Below are 15,136 nucleotides of genomic sequence, written 5' to 3'. Positions count from 1 at the left end.
CGTGGCGTCCTTCAGGCCCGGTCGGCCTGCCGTTCGGGCAGCAGGCCTTGCGGACGCGCCGCGAGGAAGACGAGCAGCAGCACGAAGGCGATCGCGTCCTTGTAGGTCGACGAGATCCAGTAGGCGCCCAGGTTCTCGCCGAGCCCGAGCAGGAGGCCGCCGACGATGGCGCCCGGAATGCTTCCGAAGCCACCGATGATCATCGCGACGAAGCCCTTGAGCCCGACCATCCCGCCCATCTCCGTGGTCACGAAGAAGAGCGGCGCCAGCAGGATGCCGGCGAGCGCGGCCAGCACGCTGGAGTAGGCGAAGGTGCCCGCCAGCACCTTCTGCACCGGAATGCCCATCAGCGCGGCCGTGTCGCGGTCGACCGCAACGGCGCGCATCATCTTGCCGGCCATGGTGCGGCGAAGCACCACCTGCTGCAGCGCCGTGAGCACGACGACCACGCCGAGGATCAGCATGTGCTGCCACCCGATGGTGACGCCCAGCAGCGTCAGGCCGCCGGCGCCCAGCGGGCTCGGGTAAAGGAGCGGCTCAGGGCCATAGATGATGTGCGCCATCTCCTTCAGGAAGATGCCGAAGCCGACGGTCGCGATGATCGAGACCAGCGGCCGCTGGGCCTGCAGCCGCGCGAACACCACGCGCGAGAACACTGCGCCGAGCACCGCCATCACCACCGCGGCCGAGAGCGCTGCGACGAGGAACGGAAACCCCAGCGCGGTGATGAAGGTCGCGACGAAGATGTAGGCGGAGAAGGTGACGAACTCGCCGGCTGCGAAGTTGACGATCGCCATCGTCTTCCAGACGAAGGCATAGCCCAGCGCGATGAGCGCGTAGATGGCGCCCATTGCGAGGCCGCTGACCACGATCTGCCCGATCACGCGGCACCTCCGAGGATGGCGCCCTGCGCGCGCAGCGTGCGCTGCAGCAGCCCGATGTCGATGGCCCCGGGCGCGACCCCTTCGCGCGCGGCCAGCGCGGCGGCCGTGCCCGCGGCCTGGCCCATCGCCATGCAGGTGGCGGTGATGCGCGCGCTGGCGAGCGCCTTGCGCTCGGCCGAGATGCAGCGCCCGGCGACCAGCAGGCCGTCGACGCCGCGCGGCAGCATGGCGCCCAGCGGGATGTCGTAGCCGCTGTCGACATGCTCGGCCGAATCGAGGCTCGCGCCCTTGGGATCGTGGCTGTCGATCGGAAAGCCCCCGCGCAGCACGCCGTCGGCGAAGCGCCGGCCGCGGCGCACATCGTCGTCGGTCAGCACGGCGCGGCCCTCGACGCGGCGGCTTTCGCGCACGCCGACGCAGGACGCGCTGGCCGAGAGGAAGCTGTTCTGCGCGCCCGGAATGTAGCGGCGGAAGAACTCGGCGAACTCCTGCATCTGGCGGCGCAGCACCACTTCGGCGCGGCCCATCTCGTCGGCGCGGGTCGCGTCCACCGCGCAGCGGGTGACGTTGATCACGGCCTCGCCGGTGCGCACCCAGCCGCTGTAGTGCAGCTCGTTGCGCGCGAGCGAGACCACGCCGTCCTCGCGGGCCCGTGCGAGTTCCGGACCGAAGCCCCAGAGGTTGACGTGGTCCTCGCCCCGGAGCGCCGACACCGGCACGCCGAGCTTGAACTGGTCCGGATGCGCGGCCACGTGGTCGAGCAGCGCCGCATGGTCGATGCCGCCGAGCTTGAACAGGAGGCTCACCGGCTGCGCGTCGGCGGCGCCGGTCTGCTGCGACAGGAAGCTGCAGCCCGCGCGCTCCGCCACGTCGGCATCGCCGGTGCAGTCGACCACCGCGCGGGCAGCGTACGCGGTGCGGCCGGACTTGTTCTCCACGATCACGCCGTGGAGGCAATCGCCCTCGCGCAGCGCCTGCACCACAGGGGAGAACATCAGCAGGTCGACGCCGGCCTCATGGCACATCGCAGTCACGACCGATTTGAAGAGCTCGTGGTTCACCGGTACGCGCGACAGCGTGTAGCCGGTGTCGTCGCGCACATGGCCGGGCGATGCGCCCGCGGCCACGAGCCGGTCGACCAGCTCCTGCGGCAGGCCCGCGACGATGCGTTCCCCGCGCGCATCGAACCACCCCGCGCTGTGCTCCAGCAGCTGCGACGCGATGTGGCCGCCCAGGAAGCCGCCGCGCTCGACCAGCAGCGTGCGTGCGCCATTGCGCGCGGCCGCGATCGCGGCGATGGCGCCGGCCGTGCCGCCGCCGGCCACGATGACCGCGTAGTCCTCCACCAGCGGCGTGCGGCGCGCCGGCTCCTCGATGTGCCTGGCCGCCGTCACTTGGCGGCCGTCCGCGCGTCCTGCACGGCCTTGTCCATGGCGTCGGCGACGTCCTCGCCGACTTCCTTCCTGAACTTGTCGATGACGGGCTGCGCCATCTGCCGCATCTTCGCCAGTTCGGCCGGCGCGACCTCGTTCACCTGCAGGCCGGCCTTCTTGACCGTGGCCAGCGACTGCGCGTCCTGGTCGCGCGACACCTTGCGCTGATAGAGCTTCGCCTCCTCCGCCGCGGCCGTGAGGAGCTCGCGCTCGTCGGGCGTGTACTGGTCCCAGATCTTCTTGCTGAAGAGGATCATCATCGGGTTGTACATGTGATTGGTGATCGACAGGTACTTCGAGACCTCGTAGAACTTGTTCACCTCGACGTTGGAGATCGGGTTCTCCAGCGCATCGACGGTGCGCGTTTCCATGGCGGTGTACAGCTCCGAGAACGGCATGGCCACGGGATTTGCCCCCAGCGCCCGGAAGAAGTCCACGTAGATCGGCGACTGGATCACGCGGATCTTCAGCCCCTTGATGTCCTCGGCCTTCACGATCGGGCGCTTGGTGTTGGCGATGCTGCGAAAGCCGATGTCCCACCAGCTCAGGTTGACCAGCCCCTGCGACTGCGCGCGCTCGCTCATGCGCTTGCCGAAGGGCCCGTCGACCACGGCATCGGCTTCCTTCGCGTTGGCGAAAAGAAAGGGAAAGTCGAAGATCCCGAAGGCCTTGTCACGCCCGACCAGCAGGCCGGCGCTGACGGCCGTCATCTCGACCGTCCCGCCCTGCAGCGAGGAGATGACCTGCAGGTCGCCGCCCAGCACGCCGGCCGGGAAGACCTGCACGTTGATCTTGCCGCCGCTCTTCTGCCCGACGATCTCGGCGAACCTCTTGGCACCGATGCCCTGCGAATGCTCGGCGTTGTTGACGAAGGCGAACTTGATCGTGCGCGGCTTGATGTCGGCGGCGTGCGTGGCGGCTGCGAAAAGCGCGAGCGCGGCGCAGGGCACGGCACCCACCCAGCGGGCAAAGCGGAAAGGGGTCATGGAAGTCTCCTTGTGTTCGGTGCGGGTGACAGGGTTTCAGTGCAGCCACTTGAGCGGGACCAGCACGATGCTCGGGAACAGCACCAGCAGGAAGAGCACGACGAGCTGCGCGATCAAGAAGGGCATCACGCCCTTGATCACGTCGCCCATCGGCACCTTGGCCACGCCGCTGGCCACGTTGAGCACCGTGCCCACGGGCGGCGTGATCAGGCCGATGGCGTTGTTGATGACGAAGAGCACGCCGAAGTACACCGGGTCGATGCCGGCTTCCTTCACCATCGGCATCAGCACGGGGGTGAGGATCAGGATGGTCGGTGCGAAGTCGAGCGCGGTGCCCACGATCACCACCAGCACCATCAGCGCGAACATGAGCAGCGTCGGGTTGCCGAGGAAGGGCCGCATCATCTCGGTGACCTGCGCCGGGATGTTCGCCATCGCGATGAGCCAGGCCGACACCAGCGCGGCGGCCACCATGAACATCACCACGGCCGTGGTCTTGGCGGCCGACAGCAATACCCCGTAGAGCTGGTTCCACTTCAGCTCGCCGTAGATGAACTTGCCGACGATGAAGGCGTAGGCGGCAGCGACCACCGCCGCCTCGGTGGGCGTGAAGACGCCGAACTTCAACCCCCCGACGATGATGACCGGCAGCACGAAGGCCCAGAAGCCCTGGCCGGTGACGCGCAGCCGCTCGCCCATCGGGACGCGGGCCGCGACCTCCACCTTGTCGCGCCGCGCCACGAAGAACCAGGTGAGCGCGAGGGCGAGGCCCAGCAGGATGCCGGGCACGATCCCGGCAATGAAGAGCTTGGTGATCGACACGCCACCGGCCACGCCGAACAGCACCAGGCCGACGGAGGGCGGGATCACCGGCGCGATGATGCCGCCGGCCGAGATGAGGCCGGTGGCGCGCGGGATGTTGTAGCCGGCGGTGCGCATCATCGGGATGAGCAGCGCCGCGATGGCGGCCGTGTCGGCAATGGCCGAACCCGAGATCGAGGCCATGAGGATCGAGGCAGCGACCGCGACGTAGCCGAGCCCGCCGCGCAGGTGCCCGACCCAGGCGAGCGCCGCGTTGACGATGCGGCGCGACATGCCGCCCTGGTTCATCAGCTCGCCGGCGAGCAGGAAGAAGGGCACGGCCAGCAGCGGAAAGTTGTCGGCGCCGCTGACCAGGTTCTGGGCGACGATCTGCGCGTCGAAGTTGCCCATGAAGAGCATCAAGGCCAGGCCGCAGACGATCAGCGCGAACGCGATCGGCATGCCCAGCATCATGGCGGCGACGAGCGAGCCGGCGAAGACGAAGACGGTCATGGGCGGCTCCCGGCGACGGCCGTGGCCACTCGCGGCTCGGTGCCGGTGGTGGTGGTCGTCGCATCGATGACCGCCTGCTCCTCGGATTCCGCGACCTGGATCAGCTCGTCGTCCGACAGCCGCCCGGTGAAGAGCCGCCAGAGCTTCGCCACGATCAGGAAGGCCATCGAGCCGGCGCTGACGTAGGCGACGCCGAAGACCCACTCCATCGAGAGCTCGGTGACCGGGGCCAGGTTGCCGACGTTGATGTCGTGCTGCTGCCAGGTGCCCCAGAAGAACAGCACGCAGCACAGCAGCATGAGCACTTCGCTCAGCGCGAGGCAGAGCTTGCGGCCGAACACCGGCAGCTTGCGCACCAGCATGTCGACGCCCAGGTGGGCGTTGTCGCGCATGCCCGTGACGGCGCCCAGGAACACCAGCCACACGAAGAGGAAGCGCGAGAGTTCCTCGGACACGGTGATGCCCGAATTGAAGCCGTAGCGGAGGATGACGTTGCCGAGCACCATGATCACCATGGCGCCCAGGCACAGCACGAGCACCAGCTCGATCAGCCTGAAGTAGGCGTCGGCGAAGCGGTCGAAGAGACCACGCTGCGCCGCGGCCGCGGGGGTTGGATGCATGAGGTCTCCTCGCGCCCGGTCACTTGGCCGCGATGCGCTGCTTCTGGGTCTCTGCGTAGAACTGCCGGGCGAACTCCTCGCCCACGCGTTCGTTCTGGCGGTCGATCACGGGCTTGAGGCGTGTGGCCATGCGCTCACGCTCGGCCAGCGTGACCTCGTTGACCTGCATGCCCGCCTTCTTCACGGCCTCGAGCCATTGCTTTTCGAGCAGGGCGAGCTGCTGGCGCTTGAAGCCCTTGGCCTCGGCGGCGGCAGCCATGACCATCGCCTGTTCGTCCTTGGACAGCTTGTCCCAGGTCTTGCGGCCCATCAGCAGCGCCTCGGAGTTGATCGAGTGCTGGGTCAGGCTCAGGTACTTCTGCACTTCCTGCATGCGCATGGTGACGATCTGGGCCAGCGGGTTCTCCTGGCCATCGACCGCCTTGGTCTCGAGCGCGGTGTAGACCTCGGTCACGGGCATCGGCGTGGGGTTGGCGCCGAGCTGCTTGAACATGTCGATGTACATCGCGTTCTGGATCACGCGCAGCTTGAGGCCGTCGAAGTCCTCCCATTTGGTGATCGGGCGCTTGCTGTTGGTCGTGTTGCGAAAGCCGTTGTGGGTGTAGGCCAGCACCACCCAGCCCTTGTCGTAGGCCTTGTCGGCCAGCAGCTTGCCCATGGCGCCGTCCATGGTGCGGTCGAATTCCTCGCCGGACTGGAAGACGTAGGGAAAGTCGAGGATGGCCATTTCCTTGATCTGCCCGGCCATGGTGGCGGTGCCGGTGGTCATCACGTCCTGCGTGCCCGCCTGCAGTTGCTGCTGCTGCTGCATGTCGGCGCCGAGCACGCCGCTGTTGTGCACTGTCGTCTTCAGCTTGCCGCCGCTCTTCTGCGCGAGCACTTCGGAAAACTTGTTGAGCATGAGCGCCGCAGGATGGTCGGGTGCCATGCTGGTGCCGGCCTTCAGGTCGCGCGTCTGCGCATGCGCAGCCAGCGGCAGCGCGAGCGCGAAGGCGGAGAGCAGCAGGCCGCGGCGCGTGGCGGCGATGAGTTCGAACGAGTTGGTCATGGTCGGTCCTTTGGCTGTCGATTCGGCGCGTATCGCGCAGGGTGTCTCTTGGAAAGGTCTACAGGGCTTCGGTCATGCGCAGCACGGCCACCATCCCCGGGTCGTCCAGGCCCTGGGATTTCTCGGCGAACATGCGCGCGCGGCCGATTCGGTTGGGCTTGCCGCGGAAGTCGGCGATCGCGGCCTCGGCGGCGGTGCGCGCAACCCGGCGCAGGTCGCCCTCGTCGCTCGCGGCGCCCAGCGCGCGCGCAATGGCATCGAGCGAGTCGAGCATGGTCTTGTCGCCGAGCGCCGCGCCTCCACGCGCCGACAGCGTCTGCACCGTCTGCGCGAGCAGCGCCGACAGCTCGGCGCGGGTCAGCGTGCTGCGCGGCGGCACCCACTTCGCAGCCCCCAGCCACGCGACCGCGAGCAGCGTGCCGAAGCTGGAGCCGGAGGCCTTGGCGCAGGCCTGCGCGGTGGACTTGCAGATGTCCTCCAACGCGTCGGGCATGCCGGGCAGCGCGGCCTGCACGTTGGCGGCGCACTTCTCGAGCGTCGCGCCCAGGTCGCCATCGCCCAGGCGCGCGTCCAGTGCATTCAGTTCCGGCGCTGCCGCCGCCATCGCGCGCGACCAACGATCGAGCGCAGCCTTGAGCATCGGTGCGTCCATGCTCAGGTCTTCCAGAACGGACAGCTCGCCGGCGCCTTCAGCAGCGCCTCCAGTTCGGCGTCGAGCGGCATCAGCGAAAGCGAGGCGCCGGCCATCTCCATGGACGTGGCGTAGCGCCCGACGAGCGGCATGACCGGAGTCACGCCCAGATCGGCGAGCCGCCCGGCAATTCGGCGATAAAGAATGTAGAGCTCCTCCGCGGGCGTCGCACCGAGGCTGTTCACGAGCACGGCCATGCGCGTGCCGCGAGCCGCGTTCAGTTCGGGCAGCAGGCGATCGAGCATCTCGTCGGCGAGCGCATCCGCGCTCCTGAGCTTGCCGCGCCAGATGCCGGGCTCGCCGTGGATGCCCATGCCGAATTCGACCTCGTCGTCGGCGATCTCGAAGCTCGGCTTGCCGGACTCCGGCACGATGCACGGCGTGAGCGCCACGCCGATGGAGCGCACCGCGCCGGCCGCCTTCGTTGCGGCGGCCGTGACCTCGGCGAGGCTGCCGCCGGCGGCGGCCCGTGCCCCGGCCACCTTGTAGACGAACACGAGCCCGGCCACGCCGCGGCGCTTCTCGCGCTGCTCGGGCGGCGCGCTCGCCACGTCGTCCGCCACGCGCAGCGAGGCGATGTCCTTGCCCTCGAGCTCCAGGAACTCCTGCGCCATGTCGAAGTTCATCCGGTCGCCGCCGTAATTGCCATAGAGGGCGAGCACGCCCGCACCACCATCGCAGTGCTGCATCGCGAGTTGGCAGTCGGCGACGCGCGGACCGGCAAAGACGTTGCCGACGGCGCAGCCGTCGATCAGGCCGTCGCCGATGTAGCCGAGGAATACCGGCAGGTGGCCGGAGCCACCGCCGGTCACGATGGCGACCTTGCCCGGCACCGGGCCCCCGGCGCGCACGACGACGCGGCGGTCGTCACCGATCAGGCGCAGGCTTTCGGAATGCGCGGCGCACAGGCCATCGAGCATCTCGTCGACGTAGTCGGCCGGCACATTGAGGATCTTCTTCACTGCATGTCTCCAGGGGTTGGGGAGCCAGGGCGCGTGGCCCCGGCCTTCCTCGGTCGATCAGCCCAGCAGCGGCTGCAGGTTTTTCCTGATCGCGTCCTTCTGCGCCTGGCTGACGCGCATCATCGGCGCGCGCGGCTCGAACATCGACACGCCCTGCAAGTGCTGGATGTACTTCACGCAAGCCGGCAGGTTGTCGTGGTTGAGGCTGTTCCACAGCGCGTTCAGCTTGAAGTGGATCTCGCGTGCGGTCTCGTGATCGTTGGCGGCCACGGCCTTCTGGAGCTTGACGATCACGCCCGGGACGGCGCTGGTCAGCGCGGTGATGGCGCCATGCATGCCGATGCAGAAGCCGGGGTAGAGCAAGGCGTCGACGCCGGAGAGCACCAGGTTGTCGGGCTTGCAGCGCAGCAGCAGGTCGGACACCGACTTCAGGTCGCCGCCGCTTTGCTTCATGCCGACGACGCCGGGCACCTCGTCCATGATGCGCAGCATCAGGTCGATGCCGAGGTAGTTCCACGGAATCACGTTGTAGATGAGGATCGGAATGCCGGTGGCGTCGTGGATGGCGCGGAAATGCTCGATCGTGGCTTCGGCATCGGGCTTGAACAGGTAGTGCACGGGGGTGACCTGCAGCGCCTCGATGTTGAGGCCCTTCAGCCGGTTGGTGCGCAGGATCGCGTCGCGCGTGCTCTGCACGATCAGGCCGGCAACGAAGGGGACGCGGCCATTGGTGGCCTCGTAGGCCTCGCGCATCACCGTCTCGTATTCGGCGTCGGTCAGCGTATGCCCTTCGCCGGTACTGCCGCCTGCCACCACCGCGCGGGCGCCCGCGCCGATGATGAAGTCGATCTGCTCTTTCAGGCCGCCCTTGACCAGGTCACCCTTGGCATCGAAGGGCATGGTGATGGGAGGCAGGACGCCGGTCAACTTGTGGCGCAGCGAAGAAGAACTGGGAGTGGTCACGAAAAAATCCTTTGAATGCATGAACGAGGGCGGCGACCTGGACGGAGCCTGAGTCCGAAGACGTCGCGACGAGTTGGCGACGCTTATGGGAGTAGCGCTGAACCGATCATTCCGGAATCCGGTACAGCGTTCCGTTATTCTGCGATTTCAAGAAAAGCCGGCCTATCGGGGAAAACCCGCGAGCAGGATTCGTGAGTGGGAGGAGCGCTGCGCGCTCAGGGCTGCTCGACGTAGCCCAGGTGACGAGAGATCGAATCGGCCGTCTGGATCACGAGGCCCGAGAGCTGCTCGGTGCGCGCCTCGGTCACCCGGTCGGCCGAGCCCGTGATGCTCACCGCCGCGAAGACCTGGCCGCCCGCGTTTCGGATCGGCGCAGCCACGCAGCGGACCCAGACCTGGTGCTCGGAGTTGTCGATGGAATAGCCGCGCTTGCGAATGGCGGCCAGGTCGGCGCTCAGGGCTTCCGCGGTGGTGAGCGTGTTCGCGGTGAAGGGCCGCATGCCGGCTGCCACGATGCGCTCGATGACCTCCGGGCCCTGGAAGGCCAGGACCGCCTTGCCCACGCTGGTGCAGTAGGCCGGTGCCGATTCGGTGCCGCTCAGGTCGCGTGCCGAAATTCGCTCCTGGGGATCTTCGCGCTCCACCACGATGACGTTGTAGCCATCGAATACGCCCAGGTGGACCGTCTCGCCGGCGAGGCGGGAGAGCCGGTCCATGAAGGGCTTGGCCTCGCGCATCAGGTCCATGTTGGCGAGCGCCAGGTTGCCCAGCTCGAACAGCCGGATGCCGAGGCCGTACAGCCCGCTGCGCGCTTCCTGCTGGATGAAGCCGATTTCGCGCAGCGCCGTGAGCATCCGGTGGGCCGTCGCGCGCGGAAGGCCGGCCGACTCGGCCACCTGCGCCAGGCTCAACGCCCGGTGAACGGTCGTGAAGCTGCCGAGGATGTCCATCATCTTGCCGAAGGACTGGATGCGGTTCTTGTCGTCAGGGGAAGGAAGCTTCTTGGGTTCGCTCATGGAATGTCATCGCGGAGGGGCAGCGGACAAATGTAGTTCGTCCGGAATCCGGAATCAAGATCCTTTTTGCCGAGGACCGTTCGACGAGCGCTTCAGATTGCCGCGAGCGCCTGTTGCAGATCGGCGCGCAGATCCTCCAGGTCCTCCACACCCACCGAGAGCCGAACCAACCCATCCCCGATGCCCAGCCTCGCGCGCGTTTCGGCCGGAATGGTGGCGTGCGTCATGATGGCCGGGTGCTCGATCAGGCTCTCCACGCCGCCCAGGCTCTCGGCCAGCGCGAAGATGCGCACCGCCTCCAGGAAGCGCCGCGTGCCGGCAAGATCGGTCTTCAAATCCATCGAGATCATGCCGCCGAAGCCCTGCGTCATCTGCTGCCGCGCCAACGCATGCTGCGGGTGCGAGGCCAGTCCCGGATAGTGCACGCGCGCGACCTGCGGCTGCGCCTCGAGCCACTGCGCGAGTGCCAGCGCACTGCTGCAATGCCGCTCCATGCGCAGCGCCAGGGTCTTCACGCCGCGCAGCGTGAGAAAGCTGTCGAACGGCCCGGCGATCGCACCGACCGAGTTCTGCAGGAAGCCCAGGCGCTCGCGCAACGGCGCATGCCGTTCCTCGCGGCCGACCACGGCCACGCCGCCGATCACGTCCGAATGGCCGTTGAGGTACTTGGTGGTTGAGTGAACCACGATGTCGAAGCCCAGTTCCAGCGGGCGCTGCACCCACGGGCTCGCGAAGGTGTTGTCGGCCACGCACAGGATGTCGCGCTCGCGGCAGATCGTGGCGATGGCGTGCAGGTCGGCCAGCCGCAGCAGGGGATTGGTGGGCGTCTCGACCCAGACCATCCGCGTCTCGGGCGTCAGCGCCTCCCGCAGCCGCGCCGGATCGGTCAGGTCGACGAAGCTGAAGCGGTGCCCCGCGCTGCGCGCGCGCACGCGCTCGAAGAGGCGGAAGGTGCCGCCGTAGACGTCGTCGCCCGAGACCACGTGGGCATTGGCATCCAGCAGTTCCAGCGTGGTCGAGATCGCGGCCAGGCCGGAGGCGAAGGCAAAGGCCGCAGAGCCGCCCTCGAGGTCGGCGACGCAGCGCTCCAGCGCCCACCGCGTGGGGTTGTGCGAGCGGCCATAGTCCAGGCCCTTGTGCACGCCGGGACTCTGCTGCACGTAGGTCGAGGTGGCGTAGATGGGCGGCATGATCGCGCCGGTCGTCGGGTCCGGCGCCTGGCCGGCGTGGATCACGCGGGTGGCGAATGCGAGTGGGTCGCGGGAGGTCTTGTCTTGGCTCACTTCAACTTTCTCCGGAGATGGTTCAGCAGGTCGGTGCGGGTGATGAGTCCGTGGAAGCCGGCTTCGTCCGCGATCATCGCGACCAGGCCGCGGTCGAGCACGGCTTCGAGCTCGGCCAGGCTGGCGCTGGAAGGGAGGGTCTCGGGCAGATCGGTCATGGCGCTCTTCACGCTGGAGCGGAAGCGCGCGGCATCGGCGTGCACGCTCAGCAGCAGGTCGGACTCGTCGATCACGCCCACCAGTTTCGCGTCCTCCAGCACCGGCAGCTGCGACACGTCGGCCAGGCGCATGCGCTGGAAGGCGGTGAGCAGCGTGTCCCCGGGGCCGACGCTGATCACGCCGCCCTCCTCGAAACGGCGCGACACCACGTCGCGCAGGTCGCCGAATTGCTCGCGCGCGAGCAGGCCCTGGTCGAGCATCCACTGGTCGTTGTAGACCTTGGAGAGGTAGCGCGTGCCCGTGTCGCAGACGAAGCTCACGACGCGCAGCGGCTTCGTCTGCTCGCGGCAGAAGCGCAGCGCCGCCGCCAGCAGCGTGCCGGTGGAGGAGCCGCCGAGAATGCCTTCGGCCCGCAGCAGCTCGCGCGCGGCGCCGAAGCTTTCTTCGTCGCTGATCGAATAGGCCTTCTTCACGCCGGAGAGATCGGCGATCCCGGGGATGAAGTCCTCGCCGATGCCTTCGACCGCCCAGGACCCGGCCTCGCCCACCGAGCCGCTGCGCGTGTACTCGGCGACCACCGAGCCCGCCGGGTCGGCCAGCACGAAAAACAGCGCAGGCTGCACCTCGCGGAAGTAGCGCGTGAGCCCGGTGATGGTGCCGCCCGAGCCCACACCGACGACGATCGCGTCGACGTCGTGCCCGCACTGCTGCCAGATTTCGGGGCCGGTGCTGGAGGCATGCGCGAGCGGGTTGTCCGGGTTGTTGAACTGGTCGGCGAAGAAGGCGCCCGGGATTTCGCGGGCGAGCCGCGCCGCATAGTCCTGGTAGTACTCGGGATGGCCCTTGCCGACGTCCGAGCGCGTGGTGTGGACCTCCGCGCCCAGTGCCTTGAGGTGCAGCACCTTCTCGGTCGACATCTTGTCCGGCACCACCAGCACCACGCGGTAGCCCTTGGCACGCGCCACCAGCGCCAGGCCCAGGCCGGTGTTGCCGGCCGTGGCCTCGACCACCGTGCCGCCGGGCTCGAGGCGCCCATCGCGCTCTGCCGCATCGATCATCGCGAGGCCCACGCGATCCTTGATCGAGCCGCCCGGATTCTGCGATTCGAGCTTGAGGAACAGGGTGCAGGGGCCGGTGTCCAGGCGCGTCACGGGCACCAGGGGCGTGTTGCCGATCAGGTCCAGGACGGCGGGGCGGGTCTCGTTCGTCATGCGGTCACCTCACGCGACGATCGTAGCCGCGCCATGCCTATTCCGCTGCGCGCCTGAGCGTATCGACCACCGGCCTGCGAAGCACCTCGCGCAGCCCCCACCAGCCGGCCGCCAGCGCCAGCACGGCACCGGCCAGCGCGCCGGCGATCGGCACCAGCGGCGACGCGGTCCAGCTGAAGTCGAACACGTAGCGCGCCAGTCCCCAGCCGATGAGCGAGGCCACGATGCTGGCCAGGAAGCCGGCCAGCAGACCCACGCCCACGAGTTCCGCGCGCTGCACTTGCCGCAGCAGGCTGCCGCGCGCACCGACCGCGCGCATCACCGCGAACTCGCGCGCCCGCTCCTCGCGCGTGGCCGTCACCGCTGCGAACAGCACCACGAGCCCCGCCGCGAGGGTAAAGCCGAACAGGAACTCCACCGCGCGGATCACCTGGTCGAGCACGCGCTGCACCTGCCCGATGGTGGCGCTCATGTCCACGTTGGTGACATTGGGGAACGTGCGCACCAGGGCGTTGTCGAAACCCGGGCGGTCGGGCGCCCGAAAGGCGCTCATGTAGGTGACGGGGACATCGCCGGCCAGCGAGCTCACGGTGTACATCACGAAGAAGTTGGCGTGCATCGAGCCCCAGTCGACCTTGCGCACGGAGGTGATGCGCGCCTCGTTCTGCTGGCCACCGACATCGAAACGCAGGCGGTCCCCGAGCTTGAGGCCCAGCGTCTCCATCAGCCCCTGCTCCACGCTGACCTCGCCCTGCTTCTCCGGCCCCCAGGTGCCCGCCACCACCTCGTTGTGCGGCGGCCGCTCGGCGGCGGTGCTGAGGTTGAACTCGCGGTCGACCAGGCGCTTGGCGCGGTCGTCCGCATAGTCGTCGGGCGTGACGGGTTTGTCGTTGATCGCGACCAGCCGGCCCCGGATCATCGGATACCAGTCGTACTTGGTGACGCCGCCGGCCTGCAGCGCCTGGCGGAAGGCCTCGCTCTGGTCGGGCATCACGTTGATCACGAAACGGTTGGGCGCATCCGGCGGCGATGCGCGGCGCCAGCTCGCGACCAGGTCGGTACGCAGCAGCACCAGCAGCACCAGCGCGAGCAGCCCCACGGCGAGCGCGCTGACCTGCACCACCGCGTAGGCCGGACGCGCCGAGATCTGGCGCGTGGCCAGCACCAGCCAGCGCGGCGCGGTCGTCTCGTTGACGCTGCGGCGCAGCAGCAGCACCGCCAGCCAGCTCAGCACGGCGAACACAGCCACCGCGGCGGCAAAGCCTCCGACCGCGATCAAGCCCAGCTTGAGATCGCTGCTGGCCGCCAGCAGCAGCGCCGCGAAGCCGGCGACGCCGAGCCCGAGCACTGCCATCGAGGCCGGCTTGAGGCCGCCCATGTCACGCCGGATCACGCGCAGCGGCGGCACCTGCGCGAGCTGCAGCACCGGCGGTAACCCGAAGGCGAAGAGCAGCGTCAACCCCATGCCGAGCCCGAACGCTACCGGCCACAGGCTCGGCGCCGGCAGCGAGGCGTCGACCAGGCCGGCGAGCAGCAGCACGAACACGTAGTGCACGGCAAAGCCGATCGCAACGCCCAGTGCGCTCGCAGCCAGGCCGATGGCCGCGAACTCGAAGGCATAGGCCTGGGCGATGGTGCGCTGGCTCTGGCCCAGCACGCGCAGCATGGCGCAGTCGTCGAGGTGATTGGCTGCAAACCCGCGCGCCGCCAGCGCCACCGCCACTGCAGACAGCAGCGCAGCCAGCAGCGCGACCAGGTTGAGGAATTTCTCTGCCCGATCGAGGGTCTGGCGCATTTCGGGGCGGCCGCTTTCGAAGGAGTCGAGCCGTATGCCGCGCAGCTCGCCCTTCTTGAGGGTCGCGTCCGCCCAGTCGCTGAACCGCTTGACCGCGACCGTGTCTCCAGCCACCGCGAAGCGATAGCTGACGCGGCTGGCCGGCTGCACGAGGCCGGTGCGTGCCACATCCGCCTGGTTGAGCATGACGCGTGGGGCGAAGCTCATGAAGCCGGCGCCGCGATCGGGCTCCAGCGTGATCACGCGCGCGATGCGCAGGCCGGCGTCCCCCAGCAGCAGCGTGTCGCCCATCTTGAGCCCCAATGCTTCCAGCAGCGAGGCATCGACCCAGACCTCGCCGGACGCGGGCACCTCGCGCGTGGGCTGCCCCGGCGCGCCGGGCGCGGTGCTGACCTGCAGGCTGCCGCGCAGCGGATAGCCGGCCTCCACTGCCTTGAGTGCCACCAGCTTCGCCGCGCCTCCCTGTTCGTCGCTGGCGCGCGCCATGGTCGGAAATCCGTAGGTCCCGGCGGTCTGCAGGCCCAGCGCGCGAGCCCGCTCGATGAAGGGCGCGGGCGTCGGGTTGTCGCTCGCGAGCACGGCATCGCCGCCGATCAGCTGTCGCGCATCGCGCTGCAGCCCGCCCTTGAGCCGGTCGGCGAAGAAGCCGACGGCGGTCAGCGCAGCGACGGCGAGCAGCACGGCGACGATGAGAAGACGCAGCTCGCCGGCGCGCAGGTCGCGCCAGAGGGTGCGCCAGCCGAGGCGGAGGGAGGCGTTCATGGAGCGCAC

Annotated in this window: 13 protein-coding genes; all 13 read right to left on the bottom strand. The window is 68.7% G+C overall.

Annotated elements, in window-relative coordinates; translation table 11 throughout:
- Window positions 1-11 precede the first annotated feature (11 nt).
- The 13 genes from E5CHR_RS07580 to E5CHR_RS07520 all read right to left on the bottom strand — a co-directional run bounded on the left by E5CHR_RS07580 (window position 12) and on the right by E5CHR_RS07520 (window position 15,127).
- Window positions 12-884 carry a branched-chain amino acid ABC transporter permease gene (locus E5CHR_RS07580; protein WP_162579116.1) on the bottom strand — a complete coding sequence of 291 codons (873 nt, stop codon included), beginning with the start codon at window positions 882-884 and terminating at the stop codon, window positions 12-14.
- Entirely contained in the window at window positions 881-2,278 is a 1,398-nt protein-coding gene (locus E5CHR_RS07575) for an FAD-dependent oxidoreductase (RefSeq protein ID WP_162579115.1), read from the bottom strand. The genes E5CHR_RS07580 and E5CHR_RS07575 overlap by 4 nt, the downstream gene beginning before the upstream one ends.
- The gene (locus E5CHR_RS07570; RefSeq protein WP_162579114.1) at window positions 2,275-3,303 is read right to left on the bottom strand and encodes a TRAP transporter substrate-binding protein; all 1,029 of its coding nucleotides are present in this window, start codon (window positions 3,301-3,303) and stop codon (window positions 2,275-2,277) included. The genes E5CHR_RS07575 and E5CHR_RS07570 overlap by 4 nt, the downstream gene beginning before the upstream one ends.
- Window positions 3,304-3,339: 36 nt before the next feature.
- A complete protein-coding gene (locus E5CHR_RS07565) occupies window positions 3,340-4,617 on the bottom strand; it encodes a TRAP transporter large permease (protein WP_162579113.1) in 1,278 nt (425 codons plus the stop codon).
- Entirely contained in the window at window positions 4,614-5,237 is a 624-nt protein-coding gene (locus E5CHR_RS07560) for a TRAP transporter small permease (RefSeq protein ID WP_162579112.1), read from the bottom strand. The genes E5CHR_RS07565 and E5CHR_RS07560 overlap by 4 nt, the downstream gene beginning before the upstream one ends.
- A gap of 19 nt (window positions 5,238-5,256) precedes the next feature.
- Entirely contained in the window at window positions 5,257-6,285 is a 1,029-nt protein-coding gene (locus E5CHR_RS07555) for a DctP family TRAP transporter solute-binding subunit (RefSeq protein WP_162579111.1), read from the bottom strand.
- 58 nt (window positions 6,286-6,343) lie between these two features.
- Complete coding sequence (locus E5CHR_RS07550; protein ID WP_162579110.1) at window positions 6,344-6,937, bottom strand: DAK2 domain-containing protein; 594 nt, start codon at window positions 6,935-6,937, stop codon at window positions 6,344-6,346.
- A gap of 2 nt (window positions 6,938-6,939) precedes the next feature.
- Window positions 6,940-7,938, bottom strand: a complete 999-nt coding sequence (locus E5CHR_RS07545; protein WP_162579109.1) for a dihydroxyacetone kinase subunit DhaK — start codon at window positions 7,936-7,938, stop codon at window positions 6,940-6,942.
- A 57-nt stretch (window positions 7,939-7,995) separates the two neighbouring features.
- Window positions 7,996-8,901 carry a dihydrodipicolinate synthase family protein gene (locus E5CHR_RS07540; RefSeq protein WP_197893842.1) on the bottom strand — a complete coding sequence of 302 codons (906 nt, stop codon included), beginning with the start codon at window positions 8,899-8,901 and terminating at the stop codon, window positions 7,996-7,998.
- A 215-nt stretch (window positions 8,902-9,116) separates the two neighbouring features.
- Window positions 9,117-9,917: an IclR family transcriptional regulator gene (locus E5CHR_RS07535; protein WP_162579108.1), complete on the bottom strand. Its 801-nt coding sequence runs from the start codon at window positions 9,915-9,917 to the stop codon at window positions 9,117-9,119.
- Between the two features lie 92 nt (window positions 9,918-10,009).
- Window positions 10,010-11,200, bottom strand: coding sequence for a trans-sulfuration enzyme family protein (locus E5CHR_RS07530; RefSeq protein WP_162579107.1), 1,191 nt, complete (start codon window positions 11,198-11,200; stop codon window positions 10,010-10,012).
- The gene (locus E5CHR_RS07525; RefSeq protein ID WP_162579106.1) at window positions 11,197-12,570 is read right to left on the bottom strand and encodes a pyridoxal-phosphate dependent enzyme; all 1,374 of its coding nucleotides are present in this window, start codon (window positions 12,568-12,570) and stop codon (window positions 11,197-11,199) included. The genes E5CHR_RS07530 and E5CHR_RS07525 overlap by 4 nt, the downstream gene beginning before the upstream one ends.
- A gap of 37 nt (window positions 12,571-12,607) precedes the next feature.
- Complete coding sequence (locus E5CHR_RS07520; RefSeq protein WP_162579105.1) at window positions 12,608-15,127, bottom strand: ABC transporter permease; 2,520 nt, start codon at window positions 15,125-15,127, stop codon at window positions 12,608-12,610.
- Window positions 15,128-15,136 lie beyond the last annotated feature (9 nt).

The sequence above is a fragment of the Variovorax sp. PBS-H4 genome (genome assembly GCF_901827205.1).
Taxonomy (GTDB): domain Bacteria; phylum Pseudomonadota; class Gammaproteobacteria; order Burkholderiales; family Burkholderiaceae_C; genus Variovorax.
Note: the sequence above shows the minus strand (reverse complement) of the source record. Positions and strands in the feature narration are given on the sequence as shown.

Excerpts from the sequence above, each read along its gene's own strand:
- E5CHR_RS07555 (WP_162579111.1), bottom strand. The coding sequence starts at position 6,285 with ATGACCAACTCGTTCGAACTCATCGCCGCCACGCGCCGCGGCCTGCTG.
- E5CHR_RS07535 (WP_162579108.1), bottom strand. The coding sequence starts at position 9,917 with ATGAGCGAACCCAAGAAGCTTCCTTCCCCTGACGACAAGAACCGCATC.
- E5CHR_RS07560 (WP_162579112.1), bottom strand. The coding sequence starts at position 5,237 with ATGCATCCAACCCCCGCGGCCGCGGCGCAGCGTGGTCTCTTCGACCGC.
- E5CHR_RS07550 (WP_162579110.1), bottom strand. The coding sequence starts at position 6,937 with ATGGACGCACCGATGCTCAAGGCTGCGCTCGATCGTTGGTCGCGCGCG.
- E5CHR_RS07525 (WP_162579106.1), bottom strand. The coding sequence starts at position 12,570 with ATGACGAACGAGACCCGCCCCGCCGTCCTGGACCTGATCGGCAACACG.
- E5CHR_RS07570 (WP_162579114.1), bottom strand. The coding sequence starts at position 3,303 with ATGACCCCTTTCCGCTTTGCCCGCTGGGTGGGTGCCGTGCCCTGCGCC.
- E5CHR_RS07565 (WP_162579113.1), bottom strand. The coding sequence starts at position 4,617 with ATGACCGTCTTCGTCTTCGCCGGCTCGCTCGTCGCCGCCATGATGCTG.
- E5CHR_RS07520 (WP_162579105.1), bottom strand. The coding sequence starts at position 15,127 with ATGAACGCCTCCCTCCGCCTCGGCTGGCGCACCCTCTGGCGCGACCTG.